This is a genomic window from Mesorhizobium sp. M1328 (assembly GCF_040318075.1).
Lineage (GTDB): Bacteria > Pseudomonadota > Alphaproteobacteria > Rhizobiales > Rhizobiaceae > Mesorhizobium.
Window position 1 is genome coordinate 638,311 of the sequence record NZ_JAMYLO010000001.1, and the last position, 26,035, is coordinate 664,345.

Genomic DNA, 26,035 nt, shown 5'->3' on the forward strand with positions numbered 1-26,035 from the left:
CCGTCCGGGCCAGCATTCGCTTCCATAATGCTTCTGACGCATCATCGATCTTGCCATATCGATCGCAGGCTGGCTTGATCGTGCCTCGCCAAGCGACTGCTACCGGGAGGAACCATGGCCAGCGAATTCTACGAAGTTCTCGATCCGCGCTTTTCGCGGCTGTTCAATGGCAATGCACAGGTCGACAGGCTGTTTACCGGCTGCCGATGGGCGGAAGGACCGGCCTGGTTTGCGGCCGGGCGCTATCTGGTCTGGTCCGACATCCCGAACAATCGCATGCTGCGCTACGACGAGACCGACGGCAGCGTCAGCGTGTTCCGTCAGCCGTCCGGCAATTCCAACGGCAACACCGTCGACCGGCAAGGCCGGCTGGTTACTTGCGAGCATTCCGGCCGCCGCGTCAGCCGCACCGAGCATGACGGGTCGGTTATCACCATAGCGGACAAATGGCGCGGCAAGCGGCTGAACTCGCCCAATGACGCGGTGGTCAAGTCCGACGGTTCGATCTGGTTCACCGATCCGAGCTACGGCATCGATACCGATTACGAGGGCGACAAGGCCGAAAGCGAGATCGGCGCCTGCCATGTCTACCGGATCGATCCCGGCACCGGCGAGACCGAGGCGGTGATCACCGACATGGTCAGGCCCAACGGGCTCGCTTTTTCGGTTGACGAGAGCAAGCTCTACGTCGCCGATACCGGCCGCACGCATGGTGCACAAAACCCGGCGCACATCCGGGTGTTCAATGTCGGCCAGGGCGGCAAGACGGTCTCAGGCGAAAAGGCCTTTGCCGACTGCACCGCCGGCCTGTTCGACGGTTTCAGGCTGGATGCGGACGGCCGCATCTGGACCAGCGCCGCGGACGGCATCCATTGCTACGATCCAGACGGGACGCTGATCGGCAAGGTCAAGGTACCGGAAGTCGTTGCCAATTGCGTGTTCGGCGGCAACAAGCTGAACTGCCTCTACATCGCCGGCACGACCTCGCTCTACATGGTCCGGCTCATGGTCAACGGCGCCAAAACCTACTGAGCGGCCGCCAAGCATATCCAAGGGAGGGAACCATGCCATTCGTGAATATCCGCCTGGTCAAGGAGGTGATTGCCGATGACCCGGCCGGCAAAAAGGCCGCGATCGCCGCCCAGGTGACGGCGGCCATCACCGGCGTCACCGGCCTGACCAACAATGATGTCTGGGTGGTCTTCGAGGAGGTCGCTGCACGCGACTGGTTCGTCGGCGAGACCGACGTTGAGACGCGGAGACGGAAGGGCTAGTTCCAGAGTAGGCGCCATCGGCGAAGCTGCCAATCTCCCCCCTTGCGGGGGAGATGCCTGGCAAGGCAGAGGGGGGTGCTGTTCCTCCGACTTACCTGCCAATTATGGCACGCCCTTTCAGGCTGTTCCGGTTGGGAATGGCTGAAGTCGAAAGTTGGCGATCCGTCGCACCCCCTCTGTCCTGCCGGACATCTCCCCCGCAAGGGGGAGATTGGACGTCACTCGGCTTTCGCCAGATGCCAAGGCTATAAGGCCCCGACTGCTCATCGAGCGCCAATGAATTCGGCAAAAGCCGAAACGGCGCCGCGCATCGCCAGCCGGTTTTCCGGTTCCGCCAGGATTTTCTCCACCGCCGGCGGTCCCTTGCCGAGCAGACCGATTTCGAGCGCCCTGTCTTCGTAAAGCGCAAAAGACATTGTCCGCATGATCTCGGCCAGTGCGGCGCGAGCAAACAGCGAGCGCGGCGAGGCATGGACCAGCATGGCCGGTTTGCCGACGGCGGCATCGTGCGACACCAGCCAGTCGAGCGCGTTCTTCAGGCCGCCTGGCACACCGTGGGCATATTCCGGGCAGGAGACGATGACGCCGTCAGCGGCGGTGACCGCATCGATCAGCGCCGCTGCTTGCGGCGGCGTCCGCTCGCCTTCGTCGTCGGGGTTGAAAATCGGCAGCCGGCCAAGCCCGTCGTAGACGGAGACGTGACAGTCCGGCGGCGCGTTTTGCGCGAGTGCCGCGATCAGGCCCGAATTGGTCGAGGCGGCGCGCAGGCTGCCGGAGATGGCGAGGATGTTGAGCAAAGGAATGGAGACCGGCTTGGGCGATTCGTTGCCGGGCACGCTACCACATGGTCTTCCTGTATTCCCCGTCCAACCAGCGGTCGGTCGCCTCGGCCGAGTCGGCGAGCGCCAGCTGGTCGCGCAGGATCTGGCCGAGCGTCGGCAGCGTCGCGCGGTCGTACCAGCTCTCCGGCTTCCATAGTTCGGAGCGCATGAAGGCCTTGGCGCAATGCATATAGGCGGCCTTGACCGTCACCACGACGACACTTTGCGGTGCCTTGCCGTCGACCGCCAGCCGCTCACGCAATGCCGCATCGACGGTGATGCGGGCATCGCCATTGACACGTAGCGTTTCGTTCATGCCGGGAATGAGGAAGAGCAGCCCGATCGAGGGATTGAGAAGGATGTTCTCCAGCGTGTCGAGCCGGTTGTTCCCGGGCCGGTCGGGGATGGCGATGGTCTTCTCATCGAGCACTGTTACGAAGCCCGGCCTGTCGCCCTTCGGCGTCACATCGGCATTGCCGGCACCGTCGGACGAGCCGATCAGCACGAAAGGGCTCTTGCCGATGAAGGAACGGCAGTGGCCATCCAGGGCCTTCAGCTCCTTGCGGATCGAGCCGTCAGTCGGCCGAGGCGTCTTGTAGATCGTCCTCAACTCGTCGCGCGTGGCGATGAATTCCATGCCCCTCTCCTCTTATTCTGACGCAATTCCGGACGGAAAACCGCTACACACTTTTCCTGGAATTGCTCTATTTGCCGGCCTTCTCTTCCTTGCCGGCCTTGTCCTCTAGTGAATGCCGCAGGATCAACGGCATTTGGCTTAACGTGAAGACAAGTGTAATGGGAATCGTGCCCCAGACCTTGAAATAAAGCCAGGCTTCCTCGGAAAAGTTGCGCCACACAACCTCGTTCAGGGCAGCCAGAAAAAGGAAGAAGAGCCCCCATCGGAAAGTGAGCTTGCGCCAGCCTTCGGCGTCGAGATTGAAGGCGGAATCAAAGACATAGCCCAACAGCGATCTGCCAAACGCCAACCCGCCAAGCAGCGTGATGCCGAACAGGCTGTTGATGATTGTCGGCTTCATGAACGCGAAGGTCTTGTCCTGCAGCCACAGCGCCAGCGCGCCAAACACAAACACCACGATGGCCGAGACCAACGGCATGATCGGCCAGCTGCGCGTCAAAATCCACGAAACGCTGAGCGATAGCGCCGTCGCCACCATAAAGAACGCCGTGGCAATCAGGATAGGCTCGCCGATATGGCCGAGGATCGGAAACTTCCCGACAAGCCACGCGCCGCGGATGGTGGTGAAAAAGAACACCAGGCCAGGCCCGAGTTCGAGCAGGAATTTCAGGCCCGGGTTCAACGCCTTACGTCGCGGATCGGACGGATCGCCTTCGAGGATGGGTGGGTTCATAGGGTCCTTCTTACGCACGATCCAATCCAAAAAGCCTGCAGCTTTTTGGGATCATGCTCGTCAAGCTACGCCAGCGATCGCCCTGGCGAATTCGCTTGCGGAAAAGGGTTCGAGGTCGTCGACCTGTTCGCCGACGCCGATGAAATAGACCGGCAATTTGTGCTTTGCCGCGATCGCCACCAGAATACCGCCGCGCGCCGTGCCGTCCAGCTTGGTCATCACCAGGCCGTTGACGCCGGCGACATTGCGGAAGATCTCGACTTGGTTGAGCGCATTCTGGCCGGTGGTGGCATCAACCGTCTGCAGCACGGTGTGCGGCGCTTCCGGATCGAGCTTGCCCAGCACCCGGACGATCTTTTCCAGTTCCGCCATCAGCTCGGTCTTGTTCTGCAGCCGCCCGGCGGTGTCGATGATCAGCACGTCGGAGCCGGCCTCCTTCGCCCGCTCGAATGCGTCATAGGCGAGGCCGGCGGCGTCGGCGCCGAGCTTCGAGGCAATGACCGGCGAGTTGGTACGCTCGCCCCAGATCTTCAGCTGCTCGATCGCGGCGGCGCGGAAGGTGTCGCCGGCCGCGAGCATCACCGAGAGGCCGCCATCGGTGAGCTTTGCCGCCAGCTTGCCGATGGTTGTTGTTTTCCCCGTGCCGTTGACGCCGACGACCAGGATGACATGCGGCTTGTGGCTGAGGTCCAGCTCCAGCGGCATGGCGACGTGGGTCAGCACCTTTTCCACTTCGGCCGCCATGATGGCGCGGACTTCGGTGTCGGAGACGTCCTTTCCGTAGCGGCTGGCGGAGAGCGCGTCGGTGACGCGCAACGCCGTCTCCATGCCGAGATCGGCGCGGATCAGCACATCCTCCAGGTCCTGCAGCGTGTCGTCGTCCAGCTTGCGTTTGGTGAAGACGCCGGCGATGTTGCCCGACAATTCTCGGGAAGAGCGGGCAAGCCCGTCTCGCATTCGCTGGAACCAGGAGCGCCTCGGAGCCGGTTCGGGCGCCTTCTGGGGCTCGGCTTTCTGCTCGACCTTCTTAGTTACGGTCACCTTACCGGGGGCGGGTTTTGGCTCCGGCGATGGTTGCGAAATGGCCTCTGGTTCGGGCGCGATCTCGGTCAAGACCGGTTTCGTTTCGACCGGGGCGGGCTGGCGGATTGGAGGCGGGATTTCGGCCGGCGGCGCTTCGGGCGCTGGTGGCGTGACTTCGGCCGCGGGTGCCGCGTCTTGCGCAGGTTGGAGCTGCCCTTCACCCTTACCCTCTCCCCGTGAGGTACGGGGAGAGGGGGGCGTCAGCGTTGCAGCTTCTTCTTCGGCGTCCGTGGAAGGGGCTTCTGCGTTACGATGAGCCCCCTTCTCCCCGTCACTATACGGGGAGAAGGTGCCGGCAGGCGGATGAGGGGCAGCGCCAGCTTCCGTGGACGGAGGCTCGGGCTGAACGATCTCCGGCTGCTCCGCCTCAGGAACTGGCTCGGGAGCGACGGGTCCGGCCCGGATCTCCTCCGGCTCTTCAGCAGGCGTTTCCGGCTCCGGCTGGATGTCTGGCTCGGGTGGAATGGTCGGCGACGGTTCGGGCTTCGGCTCTTCCGCGGGCGCCGGTTGCGGTGCCGGAGGCAACTCTGGTTCGACTGGCGGTGGAGGTACGGCTTCGACTTCGAGCCGCGGCTCTTCGCGTTTCAAAAACTCCGGGACGGCCTGCTCTGCGGCCGGCTTCAGCGCTTCCAGTTCATCCCATTTGATCGGCGGCAGCGGTGCGGCCTCGTCGGGCCGCTCTTCGACGACTTCCTTCTTGCCGAACGAAAATATCTTCTTGAAAAACCCAGCCATGTCTTGCGCTCTCAGGCGGCGCGAGCGGCAAGCGGCGCGGCGATCAGTCTGATACCGTCATCGCCGGCGATATCAGCCTCGACGATGTCGCCCGGCGTGCCCGCCGACAATACGGCCAGTGTAAACCCCTCGGTGCGGCCAAGGCCGTCACGCTCGACCAGGATCGACTGACGCGTTCCAGCGAGCGAGGCAAGATGGCGGCGATGGGCGACCTCGCCGGTGGCGCGCAGGCGTGCCGCGCGCTGCTTGACGACGTCGCGGCGGAGCTGCGGCATGCGCGCGGCGGGCGTGCCCTGGCGCGGCGAAAACGGGAAGACATGGAGATGCGTCAGGCCGCATTCCTCGACGATCTTTTCCGAGTTTTCGAACATTGCGTCCGTCTCGGTCGGGAAGCCAGCGATAATGTCGGCGCCGAAAACGATGCCGGGGCGCAGTTTGCGCACATCCTCGCAAAAGCGGATCGACTGGTCGCGGCTGTGCCGGCGCTTCATCCGCTTCAGTATCATGTCGTCACCCGATTGCAGCGACAGATGCAGATGCGGCATCAGCCTCGGCTCGGTGGCGATGGCGTCCAGCAGATCGTCATCGGCCTCGATCGAGTCGATGGAGGAAAGCCGCAGGCGTTTCACGTCCGGCACCTGCTTCAGGATGGTCTTGACCAATTTGCCAAGCTTCGGCGCGCCCGGCAGATCGGCGCCGAAACTGGTCATGTCGACGCCGGTCAGCACGATCTCGGCATAACCATTGCCGACGAGTCGCTTGACCTGCTCGACCACGGCGCCCATCGGCACCGAGCGCGAATTGCCGCGACCGTAGGGAATGATGCAGAAGGTGCAGCGGTGGTCGCAGCCGTTCTGCACCTGGACAAAAGCGCGTGCCCGGCCCTCGATGGCGTCGACCATGTGGGCGGCCGTCTCGCGCACCGAAAAGATATCGTTGACGCGCGCCTTCTCGGTGTCGTTGACGCCGAAATCCGGCAGCGCGCGATAGGAATGCGCCCTGAGCTTTTCCTCATTGCCGAGGACGAGATCGACCTCGTCCATGGCGACGAAATCCTGCGGGCCGGTCTGCGCGGCGCAGCCGGTGACGATGATGCGGGCCTGTGGGTTCTCGCGGCGAGCTTTGCGGATTGACTGCTTGGCCTGGCGCACCGCCTCACCGGTGACGGCGCAGGTATTGAAGATGATGGCGCCGCCTTCGAGGCTACCGAGGCCGGCACTTTCCGCCTCGCGCCGCATCACCTCGGATTCATAGGTGTTCAGCCGGCAGCCGAAGGTGACGACGTCGATACCCCTGTTGCCAAGAGGAGCCATCAGGCGGCGCTTTCGGTGTCGCGCGCCCACGCCCCGGTCGACGGATCGAAGCTGCCGGAAAATTCCCATTCGGCGGCACCGGTCAGGATGACTTGGTCGTCGTCGCGCCACAAAACATGCAGCGAGCCGCCGCCGGGCGTCATCAGCGTGACGCTGCGGCCGGTGCGCCGGGTGCGGGCCGCAGCGACCACGGCGGCGCAAGCGGCCGAGCCGCAGGCCTTGGTCAGGCCGGCGCCGCGCTCCCAGGTACGGATGACCATGGTCTCAGGCGAAGTCACCTGCGCGATGGTGATGTTGGCGCGCTCGGGGAAGATCGGGTGGTTTTCGAGCAGCGGGCCGAAGCGCTCGAGCTCGTAGGACCAGACGTCGCGGTCGACCCAGAAGATGGCGTGCGGATTGCCCATCGAGACGACCGAAGGCGAATGCAGTACCGGGGCATCGATCGGGCCGATCTGCAGCTCGATCATGCGGGTGTCGCGGAATTCCTCGGCCAGCGGGATGTCCTGCCAGCCAAAGCGCGGCCTGCCCATGTCGACCGAGATCATTCCGTCGGCATGTTCCTCGGCATTGAGGATGCCGGCGACTGTTTCAAAGGCAAATGTCTTCTGGCCGGTCTCAGCCGCGAGCGCCTGGACGACACAACGCATGCCGTTGCCGCAGGCTTGCGCGCTGGTTCCGTCGGAATTCAAGATGTCGATGAAAAAGGCGGTGCCCGGCGTCCTGGGGTCGTGGATCGCCATGATCTGGTCGAACCTGGTCGCCGCATCGGCATTAAGCGCGACGGCTGCCGCAGGCGTCACCCGATCGGCACGGCCACGCATATCGGCAACGATGATTTCGTTGCCGATGCCGTTCATCTTGGCGAAAGGGGCCGCGCTTGCCATCGATCGAAAGGTCTCTTGCCGGTTTGGCGCCTATATGGCGGATAGCGGCAGAAATTACCAGCGCGGCGTGATTTTCAAGTCACCACGAAGACGCCAAGCACGATCAGCAGGAAGATGATCAGCACGATGCCGATGAGGATGCGCGCGCCGGTTGCGGCGGCTCCGGCCAGTGCCGGCATGCCGAGCAGGCTCGCCGCGGCCGCGATAATCAAAAGAATGATGATCCACCTGATCATGAGAGACCTCGCAGCCGACAGGTTTGAACACCTACAAACGTCTATGTGATGCCTTAGGTTCCGCCGCGCTAGACCTCCGGCACGTCCCAGACTTCGCCCGGCCGCAAGGCGCGAAAACGTTGCCGCGGCAGGCCGGCAGCATCGAGCGCTTCGCCGAGCTTTCTGGGCGGCTCATCGATCGACTCGTTGGTGAGCCGGAACGTGCCCCAGTGACAGCCGGCGGCATAGGCGGCGTTGCACAAAAGCATGCCTTGCACCGCCTCTTCCGGATCCTGGTGATGCGGCGCCATGAACCAGCGCGGCTCGTAGGCGCCGATCGGCAGGATGGCGAGGCGGAAGCCGCCGTGCTTTTGCGCCATCAGCCGGTAATTGATGCCGCCGTGGAAGCCGGTGTCGCCGGCGAAATAGATCTTTGCGCCGGGTGTCTCGACGACGAAACCCGCCCACAGCGCCATGCGCCGGTCGCGAGTACCGCGGGCCGACCAGTGGTGCACCGGCTCGACATAGACGGCGACGCCATCGCCGATATCGACCCGGTCGCCCCAGTCATGCGCCGAAAGCCGCATACGGGGCACGGCAGCGCCGATGATTGTGTCGTTGCCAAGCGGCGTCAGCAGCAGCGGGTCGTGTCTTGTCTTCAGGCGCTTCAACGTGGCGAGGTCGAGATGGTCGTAATGGTTGTGGCTGACCAGCACGAGGTCGATCGGCGGCAAATGCGAAAAGGCGATGCCCGGTGGATTGACGCGTTTCGGACCGGCGAAGGAGAGCGGCGAGACGCGTCGCGACCAGACCGGGTCGGTCAGGATGTTCAGGCCGGCTGTCTGGACGAGCAGCGAGGAATGACCGACCATGGTGAGGCGCAGCGCAGAACCATCGAGGCGCTCGACCGGTCTTGCCGGTGGAAACGGGCTCGGATCCGCCGCCGGCCATTTCGAGCGCTCGCGACTCAATTGCCATTTCAACAGATCGGCAAAGCGACCCGGCGGCCGGCCGTCGGGATTGAAGAACAAGGTGCCGTCGAAATGATCGCTGGGCGGCCCGCTGTAATAGCGGTTGGCGGCTCTCTTTCTCGCGGCCAAGAAATCGGCTCCCTGCAGTTTGCTGATCGCCAAGAGATAATGCCGGAGCCGGCCCGCGCAAGCATTTGAGGTGAACGCCAAGGTTTTGGCGCCGGTGCGCCGTATCGCATCAACCGGAGGTGCCGGCCAAACGGCCAAGGCGTAACGCAATTCTGGCAATGTGCATTTTGCGACAAATTTGCAACATTAGCGGCGCAAACCGTATTTTAACCATATCGGGTTGAAATTTCGCCACCTTCTCCATCTTGGTGAGGGGGACATTGCGCGGACGGCACCCCCAGCCCGATCCGACGGAGGTTGAGAATGAAATTTTCGAAAACCGGCCTGCTGGCCGTATCGCTGGCCGCGCTCGTTGCGAGCGGCTGTTCAACCTCACGGTTCACATCAATGGACGACCAGCAGCCGGCGCCCCTGGAACCTGCGCCTGCCGGCAAGGTGACCGCAAACCAGCTGCCGCCGCCGGCAACACCCGGCCCGGCCGATCCGTCGAAATTTCCAACCGCACCGCAGAACACCCAGGTCGCCTCGCTGCCGCCGGACGGGACGGCTCCGGCCGGTGCGGCCGACCTTACCGCGTCCAGCGTCGCCGGCGTGTGGAAGGCAAGCGTGTCCGGCCAGAGCTGTCAGGTGGCGACGCCGCAGACGAAATTCGGTTCGGGCTACCGCGCCGGACCGCTGCATTGCCCGGCGCCGCTCGACGGCATCAAATCTTGGAACGTCGCCGGCAAACAGCTGACGCTCTTTGACGAGAACGGCGGCACGCTGGCACGGCTCTATTCCTCGGGCGGCGAGAAATTCGACGGCCAGACTTCCAACGGCCTGCCGATCTCGCTTACAAGGTAAGAGAACGGCCCCCATTATTACGCAAATCCGGACGGAAAACCGTTACACACTTTTCCTGGAATTGCTCTCTTTTGTTTTTTACGCAATTCCGGACAGAAAACCGCTACACACTTTTCTTGGAATTGCTCCGGACGACGTGACCGATGCATCTGCGTGACGGCCTCCAGACCCATGCGACCGTCAAGCAGCGCTACGACCATCTGGTCGAGACGGGCGCCATCGGGCGCGACCCGGCGCAGGAGCGGATCGCCGCTGCGCTCGACCGGCTGATCGACGAAATATCGGCCAAGCGGCTGGCGCATAAATCAAGCGCGCTGGGGTGGCTGTTCGCCCGCAAGCGCGAAGTGCACGAGGCGGTCAAGGGCCTCTATATCCATGGCGGCGTCGGCCGCGGCAAGACCATGCTGATGGACATGTTCTTCGAGCTGCTGCCGGCGCGGCGCAAGCGCCGGGTGCATTTCAACGACTTCATGGCCGACGTGCAGGACCGCATCCAGAAGCACCGGCAGGCGCGTAAAGAGGGCACGGCCAAGGAGGACGACCCGATCCCGCCGGTGGCGCGCGCGCTGGCCGAGCAAGCCTGGGTGCTGTGCTTCGACGAGTTCTCCGTCACCGACATCGCCGATGCGATGATCCTGTCCAGGTTGTTTTCGGCGTTGTTTGCCAATGGCGTGGTGCTGGTCGCCACCTCCAATGTCGCGCCGCAGGATCTCTACCGCGACGGCCTGAACCGTCAGCTGTTTTTGCCGTTTGTCGCTATGCTGGAGCGCCACGCGCAGGTGCTGGCGCTTGACGCCGACAAGGATTACCGCCTCGACAAGCTCAGCCACATGCTGGTCTACATCACCCCCGCCGATGCCGCCGCTGACCATGCGCTCGACGACGCGTGGGCTGTGATGACGCATGGCAGGCCGACGGCCGAGACGATGCTGACGGTTAAGGGCCGGCACGTCGTAGTGCCGCGTGCTGCCGGCGAGGCGGCGCGGTTTTCCTTCGCCGATCTCTGCGAGAGGCCGCTCGGCGCCCGCGACTATCTTGCCATTGCCAGCCGTTTCTCGACCATCTTCATCGACCATGTGCCGGTGCTCGGCGAAGGCAAGCGCAACGAAGTCAAGCGCTTCATCCTGCTGGTCGATACGCTCTACGATCATCATGTACGGCTGGTGATGAGCGCCGCGGCACCGCCGGCGCAGCTCTATACGGCCAAGCGCGGCAACGAAGTCTTCGAGTTCGAGCGCACCGCATCGCGGCTGATCGAGATGCAGAGCCACGACTGGCTGGAGGACTGGGCGGAGAGGCAGAGGGCGCAGGGATCATCGACGGAGGCACGGCAGGCTCAGGCGTGAAGGATAGTACAGAAGGGGCGCTGCCGCCGGCGCCTATAACCGATAGACATACATGACGAACCCCTCCGCCGGCCCATGCGGCTCTTTTCGCGACGCGTAAAGTGCGCGAGCAGCAACATTGTCCGGCTCGGTGCCGACCCACGCCTCCTCACAGCCATGCTCGCGACCGAGTGCGAACATGGCGCCGAGCATCCTCGTCGCAATGCCCTGGCGTTGAAGGGCCGGCGCCACGCCGACCTCGTCTATGTAGAGTTCGCTCACCTTGTCCGGGTGGCGGTGGATGACGGCTGCGCATTGGCCAACGACGATGCCGTCGGCGAGGGCTACGACCATGAAATGACCGGGCTCCGCGAGATAGGCGGAGAGCCGATCCGGCCTGACCGACTCGTCGAAGACTTCGTCGGCAACCCGCATCACAAGGGCGTCATCGCCAGGAAACAGCCTTCTGATTTCCAGTGCCATTGTGTAGAATTCCTCAAGTCGGCTTCAGAATTTTGACGTTTACGTAATTCCCATTGTTTCTAACCGATTGAAATTACTCACTCCAAAATAATCGTTTGAATTTTTGTGCGACCGGGGCTATTGCGTGCGGCGAATTTCGCGGTTCCGCAGCATTCCGGCCTCTTCCTCCGACGCCGTCATCAAATCGTCAAGGATTTGGGCGCCGTCATAGTCAAAGGGAAAACATCCTGACATGGCACGCAACAAGATAGCGCTCATCGGCTCGGGCATGATCGGCGGCACCCTCGCCCACATGGTCGGCCTCAAGGATCTCGGCGACGTCGTGCTGTTCGATATCGCCGAAGGCATCCCGCAAGGCAAGGGGCTGGACATCGCGCAGTCGTCGCCGGTCGATGGGTTCGACTCCAGGCTGACCGGCGTCAACGACTATGCCGGCATCGAGGGCGCCGACGTCTGCATCGTCACCGCCGGCGTGCCGCGCAAGCCCGGCATGAGCCGCGACGATCTTCTGGGCATCAATCTGAAGGTGATGGAGCAGGTCGGCGCCGGCCTCAAGAAATACGCGCCGAAAGCCTTCGTCATCTGCATCACCAATCCGCTCGACGCCATGGTCTGGGCGCTGCAGAAGTTTTCCGGCCTGCCGAAGAGCCATGTCGTCGGCATGGCCGGCGTGCTCGACAGTTCGCGCTTCCGCTATTTCCTGGCCGAGGAATTCAAGGTCTCGGTCGAGGACGTCACCGCCTTCGTGCTCGGCGGCCACGGTGATTCCATGGTGCCGATGATCCGCTATTCGACGGTTGCCGGCATCCCGTTGCCCGACCTCATCAAGATGGGCTGGACCTCGAAGGAGCGGCTCGACCAGATCGTGCAGCGCACCCGCGACGGCGGCGCCGAGATCGTCGGCCTGCTCAAGACCGGCTCTGCCTTTTATGCGCCGGCCGCCTCGGCCATCGCCATGGCCGAAGCCTATCTCAAGGACAAGAACCGGGTGCTGCCCTGTGCGGCGTACCTCTCCGGCCAATATGGCGTCAAGAACACCTATGTCGGCGTTCCCGTGGTGATCGGCGCCGGCGGCGTCGAGCGGATCATCGAGATCGAGCTCGCGAAGAGCGAGCAGAAGATGTTCGATAATTCGGTCGCGGCGGTGCAGGGCCTGTGCGACGCCTGCGTCAAGATCGCTCCGCATCTCGCGGCCAAGTAAGCCGGCAACCAAGCCCGCCAAGCAAGCTGGAGACATAGCGCATGAACATCCATGAATATCAGGGCAAGGCGCTGCTGAAAGGCTTTGGCGCACCAGTGGCCGAGGGCGTGCCGGTGTTCAAGGCGAGCGAGGCGGAAGCCGCCGCCAAAGCGCTGCCCGGCCCGCTCTATGTGGTCAAGAGCCAGATCCATGCCGGCGGCCGCGGCAAGGGCAAGTTCAGGGAACTCGGGCCCGATGCCAAGGGCGGTGTCAGGCTGGCGAAGTCGGTGGCCGAGGTCGTCGCCAACGCCAAGGAGATGCTCGGCCACACGCTGGTCACCAAGCAGACCGGCCCGGCCGGCAAGCAGGTCAACCGGCTCTATATCGAGGACGGCGCCGACATCGAGCGCGAGCTCTATCTGTCGATCCTGGTCGACCGCTCGGTCGGGCGCGTCGCCTTCGTCGTCTCGACGGAGGGCGGCATGGACATCGAGGCGGTCGCCCACGACACGCCGGAAAAGATAATCACCGTCGCCATCGACCCGGAAAAGGGCGTGACGGCCGACGATGTGAAGAAGCTCAACGCCGCACTGAGGCTCGACGGCGACGCGGCCAAGGATGGCGCCATGCTGTTTCCGATCCTCTACAAGGCGTTTGTCGAGAAGGACATGAGCCTGCTCGAGGTCAATCCGCTGATCGTCATGAAGAGCGGCCGGCTGCGCGTGCTCGACGCAAAAGTGTCGTTCGACAACAACGCGCTGTTCCGTCACCCGGACGTGCTCGAATTGCGCGACACCTCCGAAGAGGACGAGAAGGAGATCGAGGCGTCGAAATACGACCTCGCCTATGTCGCGCTCGACGGCAATATCGGCTGCATGGTCAACGGCGCCGGCCTCGCCATGGCGACGATGGATATCATCAAGCTCTACGGCGCCGAACCGGCCAACTTCCTCGACGTCGGCGGCGGCGCGTCCAAGGAAAAAGTGACGGCGGCGTTCAAGATCATCACCAAGGATCCGGCGGTCAAAGGCATTCTGATCAACATCTTCGGCGGCATCATGAAGTGCGACATCATCGCCGAGGGCGTCATCGCCGCGGTCAAGGAGGTCGGCCTGCAAGTGCCGCTGGTGGTGCGGCTGGAAGGCACCAATGCCGAACTCGGCAAGAGGATCATCAACGACAGCGGGCTGAACGTCGTGTCGGCCGATGACCTCGATGACGCAGCCAAGAAGATCGTGGCGGCGGTGAAGGGCTGAGCCTGTGCCTCCGCACAAGATAAACCTCGTCGAGGCGGCGGATACGAAGATCAAGAAGGTCTTCGATCCGCATATTGCCGGCGACGTCAACGATTCCCAGGTCAAGATCGCCAAGTTCGGCGACGTCTTCGACTGGCATGCGCACGACAATGAAGACGAGGCCTTCCTTGTGCTGCGCGGCCGCATCGCCATCGATTTCCGCGACGGCACGGTGGAGCTTTCCAGCGGCGAGTTCATCGTCGTGCCGCGCGCCGTCGAACACCGGCCGCGCTCGCTGAGCGAGGAGCCGGTGGTGCTGATGTTCGAGCCGGCGACGACGCTCAACACCGGCAATGCCAACAGCGACCTCACCGTCGCGGATCTGAAGCGGTTGTGACCATGAGCGCGCGGCCTTCCCCGATCAACGGTTTTTGAAAAGGACCATCATGTCCATTCTCGTCGACAAGAACACCAAGGTGCTGGTGCAGGGCCTGACCGGCAAGACCGGCACGTTCCATACCGAACAGGCGCTGGCCTATCACGGCACAAAAATGGTCGGCGGCATCCACCCCAAGAAAGGCGGCGAGACCTGGACCGGCGCCAAGGGCGAGGCACTGCCGATCTTCGCCACCGTAGCCGAAGGCAAGGCCAAAACCGGCGCCAACGCTTCGGTCGTCTACGTGCCGCCGGCGGGTGCTGCAGAAGCGATTCTGGAAGCGATCGAGGCCGAGATCCCGCTGATCGTCTGCATCACTGAGGGCATACCGGTGATGGACATGATCAAGGTCAAGGCGAGGCTCGACCGCTCGAAATCGCGGCTGATCGGACCGAACTGCCCCGGCGTGCTGACCCCCGACCAATGCAAGATCGGCATCATGCCCGGCAACATCTTCCGCAAGGGTTCGGTCGGCGTTGTTTCGCGCTCGGGAACGCTTACCTATGAGGCGGTGTTCCAGACCACCAATGTCGGCCTCGGCCAGACCACCGCCGTCGGCATCGGCGGCGACCCGGTCAAAGGCACGGAGTTCATCGACGTGCTGGAGATGTTCCTCGCCGACGACGAGACCAAGTCGATCATCATGATCGGTGAGATCGGCGGTTCGGCCGAGGAAGACGCCGCGCAGTTCCTCAAGGACGAGGCAAAGCGCGGCCGCAGCAAGCCGATGGCCGGCTTCATCGCCGGCCGCACCGCGCCGGCGGGCCGCACCATGGGCCATGCGGGCGCGGTCATCTCCGGCGGCAAGGGCGGCGCGGAAGACAAGATCGCGGCGATGGAATCGGCCGGCATCAAGGTTTCGCCATCGCCGGCACGGCTGGGCACGACCCTGGTCGAAGCGATCAAAGGTTAGGGGAGTAAGGGAGTACGGGAATAGGGAGTAGGGAACAAGACGAGGGCATTTGCCCTACTCCCTTACTCCCCTATTCCCGTACTCCCCTCCAACAAAGGAGACGAAGCAAAGGCTTCGACAGTGACATGGCAAGACAAGATCAGGCCAACGACCAGTTTTCGCTTACCTCTTTCCTCTATGGCGGCAATGCCGATTATATCGACGCGCTCTATGCCGCCTATGAGGACGATCCCGCGTCGGTCGATCCCGAATGGCAGGACTTCTTCGCGGCACTGAAGGACGACGCCGGCGACGTGCGCAAGAATGCCAAGGGCGCGTCATGGGCCAAGCCCTCCTGGCCGATGCAGGCCAATGGCGAGCTTGTCTCGGCGCTGGACGGCAATTGGGGCCTGGTCGAAAAGCACATCGAAAAGAAGGTCAAGGACAGGGCGGTCGGCAACGGCGCAGCGCTTTCCGACGCCGACGTACATCAGGCGACGCGCGATTCCGTCCGCGCCATCATGATGATCCGCGCCTTCCGCATGCGCGGCCACCTGCACGCCAATCTCGATCCGCTCGGCATTGCCAAGCCGCTCGAGGATTATAACGAGCTGTCGCCGGAGAATTACGGATTCACCGAAGCCGATTACGACCGGCCGATCTTCCTCGACAATGTGCTCGGGCTGGAATTCGGCACCATCCGGCAGATGCTCGACATCCTGACCCGGACCTATTGCTCGACGCTCGGCGTCGAATTCATGCATATTTCCGATCCCGAGGAGAAGGCCTGGATCCAGGCGCGCATCGAGGGCACCGACAAGGAGATCTCCTTCACTGCAGCCGGCAAGAAGGCGATCCTGCAGAAGCTGGTCGAGGCGGAAGGCTTCGAGCAGTTCATCGACGTCAAGTACAAGGGCACCAAGCGCTTCGGCCTCGATGGCGGCGAGTCGCTGATCCCGGCGCTGGAGCAGATCATCAAGCGCGGCGGCCAGCTCGGCATGAAGGAGATCGTGCTCGGGATGGCGCATCGCGGCCGGCTGAACGTGCTGTCGCAGGTGATGGCCAAGCCGCACCGCGCCATTTTCCACGAGTTCAAGGGCGGCTCGGCCGCGCCCGACGAGGTCGAAGGCTCGGGCGACGTGAAGTACCATCTCGGTGCCTCGTCGGATCGCGAGTTCGACGGCAACAAGGTGCATCTGTCGCTGACCGCCAATCCCTCGCATTTGGAAATCGTCGACCCGGTGGTGATGGGCAAGGCGCGCGCCAAGCAGGACTATTTGTTCGGCCGCAGCCGCGAGGAGATCGTGCCGCTGGAAGAGCGCGCCAAGGTGCTGCCGCTGCTGTTGCATGGCGACGCCGCCTTTGCCGGCCAGGGCGTGATTGCCGAAATCCTCGGCCTGTCGGGCCTGCGCGGTCACCGCGTCGCCGGCACGCTGCATTTCATCATCAACAACCAGATCGGCTTCACCACCAACCCGCGCTTTTCGCGCTCGTCGCCCTATCCGTCCGATGTGGCCAAGATGATCGAGGCGCCGATCTTCCACGTCAATGGCGACGATCCGGAAGCTGTGGTCCATGCGACCAAGGTGGCGATCGAATTCCGCATGAAGTTCCACAAGCCTGTCGTGGTGGACATGTTCTGCTATCGGCGATTCGGCCACAATGAGGGCGACGAGCCCGCCTTCACCCAGCCGATCATGTATCGCAAGATCCGCAACCAGAAGACGACGGTGCAGATCTATGCCGACCGGCTGATTTCCGAAGGCCACATCACCCAGACCGAGTTCGAAAAGATGAAGGCCGATTGGCGGGCGCATCTCGAGCAGGAATTCGAGGTCGGCCAGCATTACAAGCCAAACAAGGCCGACTGGCTGGACGGCGCCTGGTCCGGCCTGCGCTCGGCCGACAACCAGGACGAGCAGCGGCGCGGCAAGACCGCCGTTTCGGTCAAGACGCTGAAAGAGATCGGCAAGAAACTGACCGAGGTGCCGAAGGATTTCGAGGCGCACAGGACGATCATCCGCTTCCTCGACAACCGCCGCCAGGCGATCGAGTCCGGCGAAGGCATCGACTGGTCGACGGCCGAGGCGCTGGCCTTTGGCGCTATTCTGCTCGACGGCAATCCGATCCGGCTGTCCGGACAGGATTCGGAGCGCGGCACCTTCTCGCAGCGCCATTCCGTGCTCTACGACCAGCGCGACGAGACACGCTATATCCCGCTCAACAATCTGTCGGCGGCGCAGGCCGGTTTCGAGGTCATCAACTCGATGCTGTCGGAAGAGGCCGTGCTCGGCTTCGAATATGGCTACTCGCTGGCCGAGCCGAAGGCGCTGACGCTGTGGGAAGCGCAGTTCGGCGACTTCGCCAACGGCGCCCAGGTGGTGTTCGACCAGTTCATCTCGTCGGGCGAGCGCAAATGGCTCAGAATGTCGGGCCTCGTCTGCCTGCTGCCGCACGGCTATGAAGGCCAGGGGCCTGAGCATTCGTCGGCCCGGCTCGAGCGCTTCCTGCAGCTTTGCGCCGAAGACAACATGCAGGTCGCCAACGTTACGACGCCGGCCAACTACTTCCATATCTTGCGCCGGCAATTGAAGCGGGACTTCCGCAAGCCGCTGATCCTGATGACGCCAAAGTCGCTGCTGCGCCACAAGCGGGCCGTGTCGACGCTGCCGGAGATGTCGGGCGAAAGCGCCTTTCACCGGCTGTTGTGGGACGACGCCCAGCTGCTGTCGGGCCAGGCCATCAAGCTCACCAAGGATTCGAAGATCCGCCGTGTCGTGCTCTGTTCGGGCAAGGTCTATTACGACCTCTACGAGGAGCGCGAGAAGCGCGGCATCAACGACATCTATTTGCTGCGCGTCGAGCAGCTCTATCCGTTCCCGGCCAAGGCGCTGATCACCGAACTGTCGCGCTTCCGCAATGCCGAGATGGTCTGGTGCCAGGAGGAGCCCAAGAACATGGGCGCCTGGTCGTTCATCGATCCGTATCTCGAATGGGTGCTGGCGCATATCGACGCCAAGCATCAGCGGGTGCGCTATACCGGCCGGCCGGCTGCCGCTTCGCCGGCGACCGGATTGATGTCGAAGCATCTCGCCCAGCTTGCAGCCTTGCTCGACGACGCGCTTGGTGAATAGAACAGAACCGAAAAGAAACGGACAGGCACAATGGCAACCGAAATCCGCGTCCCGACACTTGGTGAATCCGTCACCGAGGCGACCATCGGCAAATGGTTCAAGAAGGTCGGCGACGCGATCGCCGCCGATGAGCCGCTGGTCGAACTCGAAACCGACAAGGTGACGGTGGAAGTGCCGGCCGCCGCCGCGGGCACGCTCGCCGAGATCGCCGTCAAGGAAGGCGAGACGGTCGGCGTCGGCGCGCTGCTCGGCACGATTTCGGCAGGCGCCGGCGCGGCAGCCAATGCCGCCGCCGCTCCGGCAACGAAGCAGGAGGCGGTGTCGCAGGCCTCGGCTCCGACTGCGGCCTCGAGCGTCAAGCAGGCCGCGGCTGAGACGGCCAAGATCGCCGGCGACGCCGGCGCAATCGAGACGCGCACAATGCCGCCGGCACCGTCGGCAGCAAAGCTGCTGGCCGAGCACAATCTCGCAGTCGACCAGGTGTCGGGCTCGGGCAAGCGCGGCCAGGTGCTGAAAGGCGACGTGCTCGACCTGATCGCCAGGGGCGCGCCGTCGCAGCCGGCAGAAATGCCGAAGGCAGCGCCTGTTCCGGCACCTGCCGCAGCGCGTGCGCCGTCCTCGGCCGACGATGCGTCGCGCGAGGAGCGCGTGCGCATGACCAAGCTGCGCCAGACCATCGCGCGCCGCCTCAAGGAAGCGCAATCGACCGCCGCCATGCTGACCACCTTCAACGAGGTCGACATGAGCGCGGTGATGGCGCTGAGGAGCAAATACAAGGACGTGTTCGAGAAGAAGCACGGCGTGAAGCTAGGCTTCATGGGCTTCTTCACCAAGGCGGTCACCCATGCGCTGAAGGAGATACCGTCGGTCAATGCCGAGATCGACGGCACCGACATCATCTTCAAGAACTACGCTCATATCGGCGTTGCCGTCGGTACAGAGAAAGGCCTCGTCGTGCCGGTCGTGCGCAATGCCGACCAGATGTCCATCGCCGAAATCGAGAAGGACATCGGCAGGCTGGGGCTTGCGGCGCGCGACGGCAAGCTGTCGGTTGCGGATATGCAAGGCGGCACGTTCACGATTTCCAACGGTGGCGTTTACGGGTCGCTGATGTCGACGCCGATCCTCAATGCGCCGCAGTCGGGCATTTTGGGCATGCACAAGATCCAGGAGCGGCCGATGGTGGTCGGCGGCCAGATCGTCATCCGGCCGATGATGTATCTGGCGCTGTCCTACGACCACCGCATCGTCGACGGCAAGGAAGCGGTGACGTTCCTGGTGCGGGTCAAGGAAAGCCTGGAGGATCCTGAGCGGCTGGTGCTGGATTTGTGACGGCCGAGCGCGCCGTGAGCGGCTGGCTGGAGCATTTAGGATTCAAGCTGGGTCGGGCAGCGGGTCGCATGCTACGAATTTCTCGGCCTACTGCCTCGACCGCTATCTCTTCGCCGGCGACATCGACTGAATGGGATCCGACGCAGGCGAGCAGCAATCTCGGCCTTTTCGCCCTGAGCGAGGCGCAAATGGCCGAGCGGAAGATCACCGTCACCTCGATCGGTGACCTCGAACTGCCGACGGGCGAGATCATCGCCTGCGATCCGCTGACCACCGGAACCGACTGGCCGGCTTTGAGCCGCAACGTCAGACCCGGGCACTACCCCGTTTCGCTGTTCGAGGCGCGAGGCCGTGTGGCCGTCGCTGTGCTGCGTTTCAGGCCCGGCATGCCGGTTCGTTGGGAACTCGCCACTTTGCCCGACCAGGATGTCGCGACATTGAAGGATGACGAGATATTCGGTTATCCCGTCGACGCCGGCCTTGGCTCTTTCATGGACAAGACAGCCATGGCGCTGTTGGACGAGCGGCAGGACAAGCTGGAATACGGCGACTACTACGGTGAGGTGCTGGTCGCCGAGTTCGCTTCCAATCAGGACAGGTTCGCGTTGCATCGCCCGGTTGCCGGCAACCCGCTCAATATTGCGATTTTCTGGAGCGGCTGGGGCGACGGGCTTTATCCATCGTTCTGGGGACTAGACGCGGCGGGCGAACCGCTGCTCTTGATGACCGATTTCGGCGTTCTGGAAAACGCCGATGGCCGCGAGAGCGAGTAAGCCGCCCCGATGCAAAGCATCTCGCCCATCATAGGATCTTTAGCTGGGCTATTGGCCGTTTTGTTTGCGAGTTCTACCTCTCACGCCGCCTGTCCCATCGAGCTCGCCGTCTATGGCGATCCTGAGAACGCCGCCGAGATCGATTTCAGGCCGACCGGCGAGTCTGCTGCCGTCACCAACACCTTCAAGATGGTGCTCGACAACGGCGTCGTGCTCGACGGCATCGTCATGTGGACGGAGGGCGTGGCGCGGCCGCATGGCTCGCTGATGTATAAATGCCCGGCCGGCGACGTCACCGGCGACGAGCTCGCCGCTTGCACCGTGTGGGAGGGCGTCATCTACACTGCCGACGACCAGGGCAATATCGCGCTGCTGCCGGGCGAAGGAAAGGATGCGCCGAAGAAGCTGATCCTTCCCGACTTGGGAGCGTCGTTGCAGATGTCGGCGGCCTATGGCGCCAACGGCTTTTCCAAGGTGCCCTGGGACGTCTTTGCCCTGAAGGGATGTCAGGAATGAGCGCGAGCGGAAAAATCCTGCTGGTGACCGGCGGCAGCCGCGGCATTGGCGCCGCTACATGCAGGCTTGCCGCCAAGGGCGGCTACCGCATTGCGGTCAATTACGCGTCGAATGCAAAAGCAGCCGAAACGGTGGTCGCCGACATCGAGGCCGCTGGCGGAGAAGCCTTCGCAGTCAAGGCCGATGTCGGCAGCGAGACCGACGTGTTGGCCATGTTCGAGGCTGTCGATGCCCGTTTCGGTCGGCTCGACGCGCTCGTCAACAATGCCGGCGTGGTCGACCAGAGCGCGCGCGTCGACGAGCTGAGCGCTGCAAGGCTGGAGCGCATGATGCGCATCAATGTGATCGCGCCGATGCTTTGCGCCCGCGAGGCGGTGAAGCGCATGTCGACCAGGCATGGCGGCAAGGGTGGCGCGATCGTCAATGTTTCTTCGATCGCGGCAAGGCTTGGTGGGCCGGGTCAATATGTCGATTACGCCGCCTCGAAGGGCGCGGTCGATTCCTTCACCATCGGGCTTGCCCGCGAAGTGGCCGGCGAAGGCATTCGTGTCAACGCCGTCAGCCCGGGCATCATCGACACCGAAATTCATGCCTCCGGCGGGCAGCCGGATCGCGTCGAGAGAATGCGCAAGGTGGTGCCCATGCAGCGCGTCGGCACCGCCGAGGAAGTCGCGGCCGCAATTCTCTGGCTGCTGTCGGACGAGGCGTCCTACACAACAGGCGCCAATCTGGAAATCGGCGGCGGCCGCTAAAGCAAAAGGGACAGTATTATGGCCTATGATGTCGTTATCATCGGATCGGGACCAGGCGGCTATGTCTGCGCCATCAAGGCGGCGCAGCTCGGCCTGAAGACGGCGGTGGTCGAAAAGAACCCGACTTTCGGCGGTACCTGCCTCAACATCGGCTGCATCCCGTCAAAGGCGCTGCTGCATGCGTCCGAGGTGTTCGCCGAGGCCGGCCATTCCTTCGATGCGCTTGGCGTCGAGATCGGCGCGCCCAAGCTCAACCTTGGGAAGATGATGGCGCACAAGGATGCGACAGTGACGGCCAACGTCAATGGCGTGGCCTTCCTGTTCAAGAAGAACAAGATCGACAGTTTTCGTGGCACCGGCAAGGTGGTTGCGGCCGGCAAGGTGTCGGTGACCTCCGATGACGGCAAGGTCGAGGAGATCGAGACCAAGAACATCGTCATCGCCACCGGCTCCGACGTCGCCGGCATTCCCGGCGTCAAGGTCGATTTCGACGAGAAGGTGATCATCTCGTCGACCGGCGCGCTGTCGCTGGACAAGGTGCCGGGCCATCTGGTGGTGGTCGGCGGCGGTGTCATCGGTCTGGAGCTCGGCTCGGTATGGGCGCGGCTCGGCGCCAAGGTCACCGTGGTCGAGTTCCTCGACACCATCCTGGGCGGCATGGACGGCGAGATCGCCAAGCAATTCCAGCGCCTGCTGTCGAAGCAGGGCTTTGAGTTCAGGCTGGGCGCCAAGGTGACCGGCGTCGCCAAGGCCAAGAAGGGGGCGACGGTCACCTTCGAACCGGTCAAAGGCGGTGCGGCCGAGACGATCGAGGCGGACGCGGTGCTGATTGCGACGGGACGACGGGCCTATTCGGACGCTCTCGGGCTGAAGGATGCCGGCGTCGACGTCGATGAGCGCGGCCGGGTCAAGACCGACGGTCATCTCAGAACCAATGTGCCCGGCATCTACGCCATCGGCGATGTCATCGCCGGGCCGATGCTTGCCCACAAGGCCGAAGACGAGGGCGTGGCGGTGGCCGAAACCATCGCCGGCCAGGTCGGTCATGTGAACTATGAGGTGATTCCGAGCGTCGTCTACACCACGCCGGAAATCGCCTCGGTCGGCAAGACCGAAGAAGAATTGAAGAAGGCCGGCATCGACTACAAGGCCGGAAAATTTCCGTTCAGCGCCAATGGCCGCGCGCGCGCCATGCTGCACACCGACGGCTTTGTGAAAATCCTGGCCGACAAGGCCAGCGACCGTGTGCTCGGCGTCCACATCGTCGGCTTCGGCGCCGGCGAGATGATCCACGAGGCGGCCGTGCTGATGGAATTTGGCGGCTCGTCGGAAGACCTAGCCCGCACCTGTCACGCCCATCCGACAATGTCGGAGGCGGTAAAGGAGGCGGCATTGGCGACGTTCTTCAAGCCGATCCATATCTGAGCAAACGCGGTGAATCGCAAACCTTAGAGATTGGCTGAAACATCCGCGCTTCGTCATCCCAGGGCGGAGCAGGAGCGAAGCGACGTCGCGGAGACCCTGGGATGGCGAAGCCATCGACGGCTGCTCCCAAAAACAAAACGGCCCGCCTTTCAGCGGGCCGTTCATATATTAAGTCGGCAGTCTGATCACTGAGGGGCCGGTGCTGGTGCCGGGGCCGGGGCCGGGGCTGGCGCAGGGGCCGGAGCGGGTGCAGGTTCTGCCGGTGCGGGAGCCGGAGCGGGTGTCGCCGGAGCTGGCGCAGGAGCCGGTTCGGCTGGCTTCATCGGCTCGGCAGGTGCTGGAGCCGGAGCCGGTGTGCTGGCTGCGGGCGGTTCGGCAGGCGCAGGTGCCTCGCTACGTCTTCCAAAAACATAATAGGCGACAATTGCCAGGATAACGACGACCAGGGCAATCAGCCAGCCACTGCCGCCGCCGCGTGGCCGTGCGGTACCCGGTGAGGTGAATGGGTCGTTCGGATTGGGTGTGTTCGCCATAAAAGTGTCCTCCGTGGATGAAAAACATCAAGTAATAGCCATCAACGTACAATCGTTGAATCGGTTTCACATTAGGCGTTGAAAACGCCGAAAACAGGGCAATTCTGATCCGGAATCGCTTGCAGGCATGCATTTCCACCGCAAAATGGGTTCGATCGAGCCAAACCGAACCTTTTTCAGTTTCTTGGCACGAAGCGCAGCTGGTCCGCCGTCGCGCCACGAGTAAGGACTGACCCCGCCTTGGCAATGATTCGGTGTGCAACTCCGCAGTGTTGTTCAGTTGACGGCGGTCACAGTATAGCCGGCCTTGCGGAAACCCTCGACCAAGCCTTGCGCTCCGGGAAGGTGCATGGCGCCGACCGCCATGAAGACGTTGCCGTGGGCGAGGATCGGCGCGGCACGATCGACCATCACCTTGTTGCGGCTGGTGATCATGGTCTGCTCGAATTCGGCGTAACCCGATTGGTCGTCGACCTGTTCGGGAATGACGGTCCGAAACAGCGGTACGTACATGCCAGTGTCGCCACGCCGGTAAAGCACGATCATGGTTTCGTTGACGTCGTTCACCTTGTCGCCAAGCTTCAGCGTATCGACCAGCCCCTTCAGGTGAAAGGCGATCGGCAGCGAAGCCATGGCGCGCAGCTGGTCGGCGATTGTCTCCAGCCCCTCGACTGATTTGCCCGCAGCCTCGGCGTCCTTGGCAAGCTTGACGTCGAGCACCGGCGCACCGCCAGCCTGGCGGGCGACTTCGCATGCAGGCAGCGCCACCATCGCCGACAGCAACCAGGGCTTCATCTTGGCGACGGTCGCTGGCGGGATGCCACGCGCATCGAGCGCCTTGTTGACCACCGCCGCATCGTCCGGCGACAGCAGCGACGAAAGCGTCGTCTTGTCGGTGAACATCATCAGATCCGGCTCTTTCAGCAGTACTGCCATCATCTTCTGCTTGTCGAGCACTTCGGTGGTCTCGATGATGACAGTGCCAGCCGCATCGAATGCCTTCTGCGCGGCGGGTGGCAGCGTGGTGACGCGCGGGTCGGTAACGTGCATGGTGCCGAACAGGAAGGACGGTTTTTCGCCCGATTTTTCGAGCTTCCACAGCAGGCCCTTGCCGTTCGGCGTCGCTGCCGCGTCTGCCTCGATCTTGCGGTAGGCAGCCGGGTCGTCCTTTTGCAGCGCGCTCAGCATGTCGGTACCGGCGCAGGCCGAAGTCTCGGCGCGTGCCTTGCCCGCGGCGAGCAGCGCGATGATGAGGAAGGAGAGGAAAAACAGGGCGTTGAGCGCGACAAGCAGCTTCAGCGACATATGGGTCGCGCGGTCGGCGATGGCGATGAGGCGTTTCATGCTGCGGTTCTAGGCGCAAAAAGCGGCAAAACGGTTAATCGGCGCATCAAAATTGTTGCGAGATGGCCACCGATTCAAGCATCCATCACGCGCGAGGATGAGCTGCTTCGTAAATCTCGAGCAGCCTCGCGGTGTCGACGCCGGTGTATATCTGGGTTGTCGACAGGCTGGCGTGGCCGAGCAACTCCTGGATGGTGCGTAGGTCGCCGCCGCGCCCAAGCAGATGCGTGGCAAAGGAATGGCGCAGTGCATGCGGCGTCGCCGTGTCGGGCAGGTTGAGCGCCGAGCGCAGCTTGGCCATGTCGCGCTGGACGATCGCCGGGTTGAGCGGGCCGCCGCGGGCACCCCGAAACAGCAAGCCCTTGGGATCGAGATGGTAGGGACACAAGCGGCGGTATTCGGCAATCGCGCGCAGCGCCACCGGCAGCACCGGCACCAGCCGCGTCTTGCCGCCCTTGCCGGTGACGCGCAGCACGGTCTCACCAGGCGAGGACAGATCGGCGCCCGACAGCCCGAGTGCCTCGGAAATGCGCAGACCCGACCCATAGAGCAGGGTCAGCACGGCGGCGTTGCGGGCGGCGATCCACGGCTCCTCCGCCAGCTGGCCTTCTACCGAGACAACGTGTTTTGCATCGCTTGCGGTCAGCGGCTTGGGCAGCGATTTCGGCTGTCGCGGCGCGCGCAAGGCTGCCGCACCCGCCGCATTGGCGAGGCCGCGCCGTTCCAGGAAACGCAGCAGCGAGCGGATGCCAGCCAGCCCGCGTCCGAGCGTGCGGGCGCCGGCGCCCTCGGCACGGCGGGCAGCGAGAAAGCCGCGCAAATCAGCGGGGCGCAGATCGGCGATGTCGGAAATGCCGGGCGAGCCGCTGCGATGGCCGGTCAGAAAATGCAGGAACTGGCGTGTGTCGCGCTCATAGGCCTCGACGGTTTCGGGCGACAGCCGGCGTTCGCGCGCCAGCATCTTCAGCCAGGCCTCGCGCGCCGCCTGCAGGTCGGGTTTTGCCGGTATGAGGAATTCCTGCATTTGCGCTCTTCCA

Annotated in this window: 25 protein-coding genes; 14 read left to right on the top strand and 11 right to left on the bottom strand. The window is 63.4% G+C overall.

Annotated features, from left to right (window positions below; all coding sequences use genetic code 11):
- Positions 1–114 precede the first annotated feature (114 nt).
- Both NKH23_RS03195 and NKH23_RS03200 read left to right on the top strand, forming a co-directional pair.
- Positions 115–1,032 carry an SMP-30/gluconolactonase/LRE family protein gene (locus NKH23_RS03195; protein WP_352913009.1) on the top strand — a complete coding sequence of 306 codons (918 nt, stop codon included), beginning with the start codon at positions 115–117 and terminating at the stop codon, positions 1,030–1,032.
- A 32-nt stretch (positions 1,033–1,064) separates the two neighbouring features.
- Positions 1,065–1,274 (top strand): tautomerase family protein, encoded by a 210-nt coding sequence (locus NKH23_RS03200; RefSeq protein ID WP_352913008.1) that lies wholly within the window; start codon positions 1,065–1,067, stop codon positions 1,272–1,274.
- Between the two features lie 263 nt (positions 1,275–1,537).
- Here the strand turns inward: NKH23_RS03200 and NKH23_RS03205 are convergent, their stop codons facing one another.
- The 8 genes from NKH23_RS03205 to NKH23_RS03240 all read right to left on the bottom strand — a co-directional run bounded on the left by NKH23_RS03205 (position 1,538) and on the right by NKH23_RS03240 (position 8,795).
- Positions 1,538–2,071, bottom strand: coding sequence for an NADPH-dependent FMN reductase (locus NKH23_RS03205; protein WP_352913181.1), 534 nt, complete (start codon positions 2,069–2,071; stop codon positions 1,538–1,540).
- Between the two features lie 40 nt (positions 2,072–2,111).
- A complete protein-coding gene (locus NKH23_RS03210; protein WP_352719366.1) occupies positions 2,112–2,732 on the bottom strand; it encodes a pyridoxamine 5'-phosphate oxidase family protein in 621 nt (206 codons plus the stop codon).
- Positions 2,733–2,799: 67 nt separating this feature from the next.
- Entirely contained in the window at positions 2,800–3,465 is a 666-nt protein-coding gene (locus NKH23_RS03215) for a septation protein A (RefSeq protein ID WP_352468104.1), read from the bottom strand.
- A 60-nt stretch (positions 3,466–3,525) separates the two neighbouring features.
- Positions 3,526–5,283 carry a signal recognition particle-docking protein FtsY gene (gene ftsY, locus NKH23_RS03220; RefSeq protein ID WP_352977043.1) on the bottom strand — a complete coding sequence of 586 codons (1,758 nt, stop codon included), beginning with the start codon at positions 5,281–5,283 and terminating at the stop codon, positions 3,526–3,528.
- Positions 5,284–5,294: 11 nt separating this feature from the next.
- The gene (mtaB, locus tag NKH23_RS03225) at positions 5,295–6,596 is read right to left on the bottom strand and encodes a tRNA (N(6)-L-threonylcarbamoyladenosine(37)-C(2))-methylthiotransferase MtaB (protein ID WP_352913006.1); all 1,302 of its coding nucleotides are present in this window, start codon (positions 6,594–6,596) and stop codon (positions 5,295–5,297) included.
- Positions 6,596–7,480, bottom strand: coding sequence for a diaminopimelate epimerase (gene dapF / locus NKH23_RS03230; protein ID WP_352913005.1), 885 nt, complete (start codon positions 7,478–7,480; stop codon positions 6,596–6,598). Before dapF ends, mtaB begins: the two co-directional genes overlap by 1 nt.
- Before the next feature lie 74 nt (positions 7,481–7,554).
- Positions 7,555–7,716 (bottom strand): DUF1328 domain-containing protein, encoded by a 162-nt coding sequence (locus NKH23_RS03235; protein ID WP_352719361.1) that lies wholly within the window; start codon positions 7,714–7,716, stop codon positions 7,555–7,557.
- Positions 7,717–7,784: 68 nt separating this feature from the next.
- Positions 7,785–8,795, bottom strand: coding sequence for an MBL fold metallo-hydrolase (locus tag NKH23_RS03240; protein ID WP_352913004.1), 1,011 nt, complete (start codon positions 8,793–8,795; stop codon positions 7,785–7,787).
- 303 nt (positions 8,796–9,098) lie between these two features.
- On the opposite strand from NKH23_RS03240, the gene NKH23_RS03245 reads away from it, so the two are divergent.
- Together NKH23_RS03245 and zapE are read left to right on the top strand one after the other, a co-directional pair.
- Positions 9,099–9,638, top strand: a complete 540-nt coding sequence (locus NKH23_RS03245) for a protease inhibitor Inh/omp19 family protein (protein ID WP_292660650.1) — start codon at positions 9,099–9,101, stop codon at positions 9,636–9,638.
- 143 nt (positions 9,639–9,781) lie between these two features.
- A complete protein-coding gene (zapE, locus tag NKH23_RS03250) occupies positions 9,782–10,984 on the top strand; it encodes a cell division protein ZapE (protein WP_352913003.1) in 1,203 nt (400 codons plus the stop codon).
- Positions 10,985–11,017: 33 nt separating this feature from the next.
- Here zapE and NKH23_RS03255 read toward each other — a convergent pair whose 3' ends face one another.
- Entirely contained in the window at positions 11,018–11,446 is a 429-nt protein-coding gene (locus NKH23_RS03255) for a GNAT family N-acetyltransferase (RefSeq protein ID WP_352913002.1), read from the bottom strand.
- Between the two features lie 232 nt (positions 11,447–11,678).
- On the opposite strand from NKH23_RS03255, the gene mdh reads away from it, so the two are divergent.
- The 10 genes from mdh to lpdA all read left to right on the top strand — a co-directional run bounded on the left by mdh (position 11,679) and on the right by lpdA (position 23,121).
- Positions 11,679–12,647 (top strand): malate dehydrogenase, encoded by a 969-nt coding sequence (gene mdh / locus NKH23_RS03260; RefSeq protein ID WP_352913001.1) that lies wholly within the window; start codon positions 11,679–11,681, stop codon positions 12,645–12,647.
- Between the two features lie 41 nt (positions 12,648–12,688).
- Positions 12,689–13,882, top strand: coding sequence for an ADP-forming succinate--CoA ligase subunit beta (gene sucC / locus NKH23_RS03265; protein ID WP_352913000.1), 1,194 nt, complete (start codon positions 12,689–12,691; stop codon positions 13,880–13,882).
- 4 nt (positions 13,883–13,886) lie between these two features.
- On the top strand, positions 13,887–14,258 hold the full coding sequence (locus NKH23_RS03270) for a cupin domain-containing protein (RefSeq protein ID WP_352912999.1): 372 nt from the start codon (positions 13,887–13,889) through the stop codon (positions 14,256–14,258).
- 49 nt (positions 14,259–14,307) lie between these two features.
- Positions 14,308–15,210: a succinate--CoA ligase subunit alpha gene (gene sucD / locus NKH23_RS03275; protein ID WP_352719356.1), complete on the top strand. Its 903-nt coding sequence runs from the start codon at positions 14,308–14,310 to the stop codon at positions 15,208–15,210.
- A 125-nt stretch (positions 15,211–15,335) separates the two neighbouring features.
- A complete protein-coding gene (locus tag NKH23_RS03280) occupies positions 15,336–18,323 on the top strand; it encodes a 2-oxoglutarate dehydrogenase E1 component (RefSeq protein WP_352912998.1) in 2,988 nt (995 codons plus the stop codon).
- A gap of 30 nt (positions 18,324–18,353) precedes the next feature.
- Positions 18,354–19,655, top strand: a complete 1,302-nt coding sequence (gene odhB, locus NKH23_RS03285; protein WP_352719354.1) for a 2-oxoglutarate dehydrogenase complex dihydrolipoyllysine-residue succinyltransferase — start codon at positions 18,354–18,356, stop codon at positions 19,653–19,655.
- Between the two features lie 68 nt (positions 19,656–19,723).
- Entirely contained in the window at positions 19,724–20,428 is a 705-nt protein-coding gene (locus tag NKH23_RS03290; protein ID WP_502908309.1) for a DUF4241 domain-containing protein, read from the top strand.
- Between the two features lie 9 nt (positions 20,429–20,437).
- The gene (locus tag NKH23_RS03295; RefSeq protein ID WP_352912997.1) at positions 20,438–20,944 is read left to right on the top strand and encodes a hypothetical protein; all 507 of its coding nucleotides are present in this window, start codon (positions 20,438–20,440) and stop codon (positions 20,942–20,944) included.
- Complete coding sequence (locus tag NKH23_RS03300) at positions 20,941–21,696, top strand: SDR family oxidoreductase (protein WP_352912996.1); 756 nt, start codon at positions 20,941–20,943, stop codon at positions 21,694–21,696. Before NKH23_RS03295 ends, NKH23_RS03300 begins: the two co-directional genes overlap by 4 nt.
- A gap of 18 nt (positions 21,697–21,714) precedes the next feature.
- Positions 21,715–23,121, top strand: a complete 1,407-nt coding sequence (gene lpdA / locus NKH23_RS03305; protein WP_352912995.1) for a dihydrolipoyl dehydrogenase — start codon at positions 21,715–21,717, stop codon at positions 23,119–23,121.
- 809 nt (positions 23,122–23,930) lie between these two features.
- On the opposite strand, the gene NKH23_RS03310 is transcribed toward lpdA, so the two are convergent.
- Entirely contained in the window at positions 23,931–24,998 is a 1,068-nt protein-coding gene (locus NKH23_RS03310) for a TraB/GumN family protein (protein WP_352977044.1), read from the bottom strand.
- An 85-nt stretch (positions 24,999–25,083) separates the two neighbouring features.
- A complete protein-coding gene (locus NKH23_RS03315) occupies positions 25,084–26,022 on the bottom strand; it encodes a tyrosine recombinase XerC (protein ID WP_352719348.1) in 939 nt (312 codons plus the stop codon).
- Between the last annotated feature and the right edge of the window lie 13 nt (positions 26,023–26,035).

What these genes read in the sequence shown, in the direction of transcription:
- NKH23_RS03195 (WP_352913009.1), top strand. Translation starts at nt 115, where the DNA reads ATGGCCAGCGAATTCTACGAAGTTCTCGATCCGCGCTTTTCGCGGCTG.
- NKH23_RS03200 (WP_352913008.1), top strand. Translation starts at nt 1,065, where the DNA reads ATGCCATTCGTGAATATCCGCCTGGTCAAGGAGGTGATTGCCGATGAC.
- NKH23_RS03210 (WP_352719366.1), bottom strand. Translation starts at nt 2,732, where the DNA reads ATGGAATTCATCGCCACGCGCGACGAGTTGAGGACGATCTACAAGACG.
- NKH23_RS03215 (WP_352468104.1), bottom strand. Translation starts at nt 3,465, where the DNA reads ATGAACCCACCCATCCTCGAAGGCGATCCGTCCGATCCGCGACGTAAG.
- ftsY (WP_352977043.1), bottom strand. Translation starts at nt 5,283, where the DNA reads ATGGCTGGGTTTTTCAAGAAGATATTTTCGTTCGGCAAGAAGGAAGTC.
- mtaB (WP_352913006.1), bottom strand. Translation starts at nt 6,596, where the DNA reads ATGGCTCCTCTTGGCAACAGGGGTATCGACGTCGTCACCTTCGGCTGC.
- dapF (WP_352913005.1), bottom strand. Translation starts at nt 7,480, where the DNA reads ATGGCAAGCGCGGCCCCTTTCGCCAAGATGAACGGCATCGGCAACGAA.
- NKH23_RS03235 (WP_352719361.1), bottom strand. Translation starts at nt 7,716, where the DNA reads ATGATCAGGTGGATCATCATTCTTTTGATTATCGCGGCCGCGGCGAGC.
- NKH23_RS03245 (WP_292660650.1), top strand. Translation starts at nt 9,099, where the DNA reads ATGAAATTTTCGAAAACCGGCCTGCTGGCCGTATCGCTGGCCGCGCTC.
- zapE (WP_352913003.1), top strand. Translation starts at nt 9,782, where the DNA reads ATGCATCTGCGTGACGGCCTCCAGACCCATGCGACCGTCAAGCAGCGC.
- NKH23_RS03255 (WP_352913002.1), bottom strand. Translation starts at nt 11,446, where the DNA reads ATGGCACTGGAAATCAGAAGGCTGTTTCCTGGCGATGACGCCCTTGTG.
- mdh (WP_352913001.1), top strand. Translation starts at nt 11,679, where the DNA reads ATGGCACGCAACAAGATAGCGCTCATCGGCTCGGGCATGATCGGCGGC.
- sucC (WP_352913000.1), top strand. Translation starts at nt 12,689, where the DNA reads ATGAACATCCATGAATATCAGGGCAAGGCGCTGCTGAAAGGCTTTGGC.
- sucD (WP_352719356.1), top strand. Translation starts at nt 14,308, where the DNA reads ATGTCCATTCTCGTCGACAAGAACACCAAGGTGCTGGTGCAGGGCCTG.
- NKH23_RS03280 (WP_352912998.1), top strand. Translation starts at nt 15,336, where the DNA reads ATGGCAAGACAAGATCAGGCCAACGACCAGTTTTCGCTTACCTCTTTC.
- odhB (WP_352719354.1), top strand. Translation starts at nt 18,354, where the DNA reads ATGGCAACCGAAATCCGCGTCCCGACACTTGGTGAATCCGTCACCGAG.
- NKH23_RS03290 (WP_502908309.1), top strand. Translation starts at nt 19,724, where the DNA reads ATGCTACGAATTTCTCGGCCTACTGCCTCGACCGCTATCTCTTCGCCG.
- NKH23_RS03295 (WP_352912997.1), top strand. Translation starts at nt 20,438, where the DNA reads ATGCAAAGCATCTCGCCCATCATAGGATCTTTAGCTGGGCTATTGGCC.
- NKH23_RS03300 (WP_352912996.1), top strand. Translation starts at nt 20,941, where the DNA reads ATGAGCGCGAGCGGAAAAATCCTGCTGGTGACCGGCGGCAGCCGCGGC.
- lpdA (WP_352912995.1), top strand. Translation starts at nt 21,715, where the DNA reads ATGGCCTATGATGTCGTTATCATCGGATCGGGACCAGGCGGCTATGTC.
- NKH23_RS03310 (WP_352977044.1), bottom strand. Translation starts at nt 24,998, where the DNA reads ATGAAACGCCTCATCGCCATCGCCGACCGCGCGACCCATATGTCGCTG.
- NKH23_RS03315 (WP_352719348.1), bottom strand. Translation starts at nt 26,022, where the DNA reads ATGCAGGAATTCCTCATACCGGCAAAACCCGACCTGCAGGCGGCGCGC.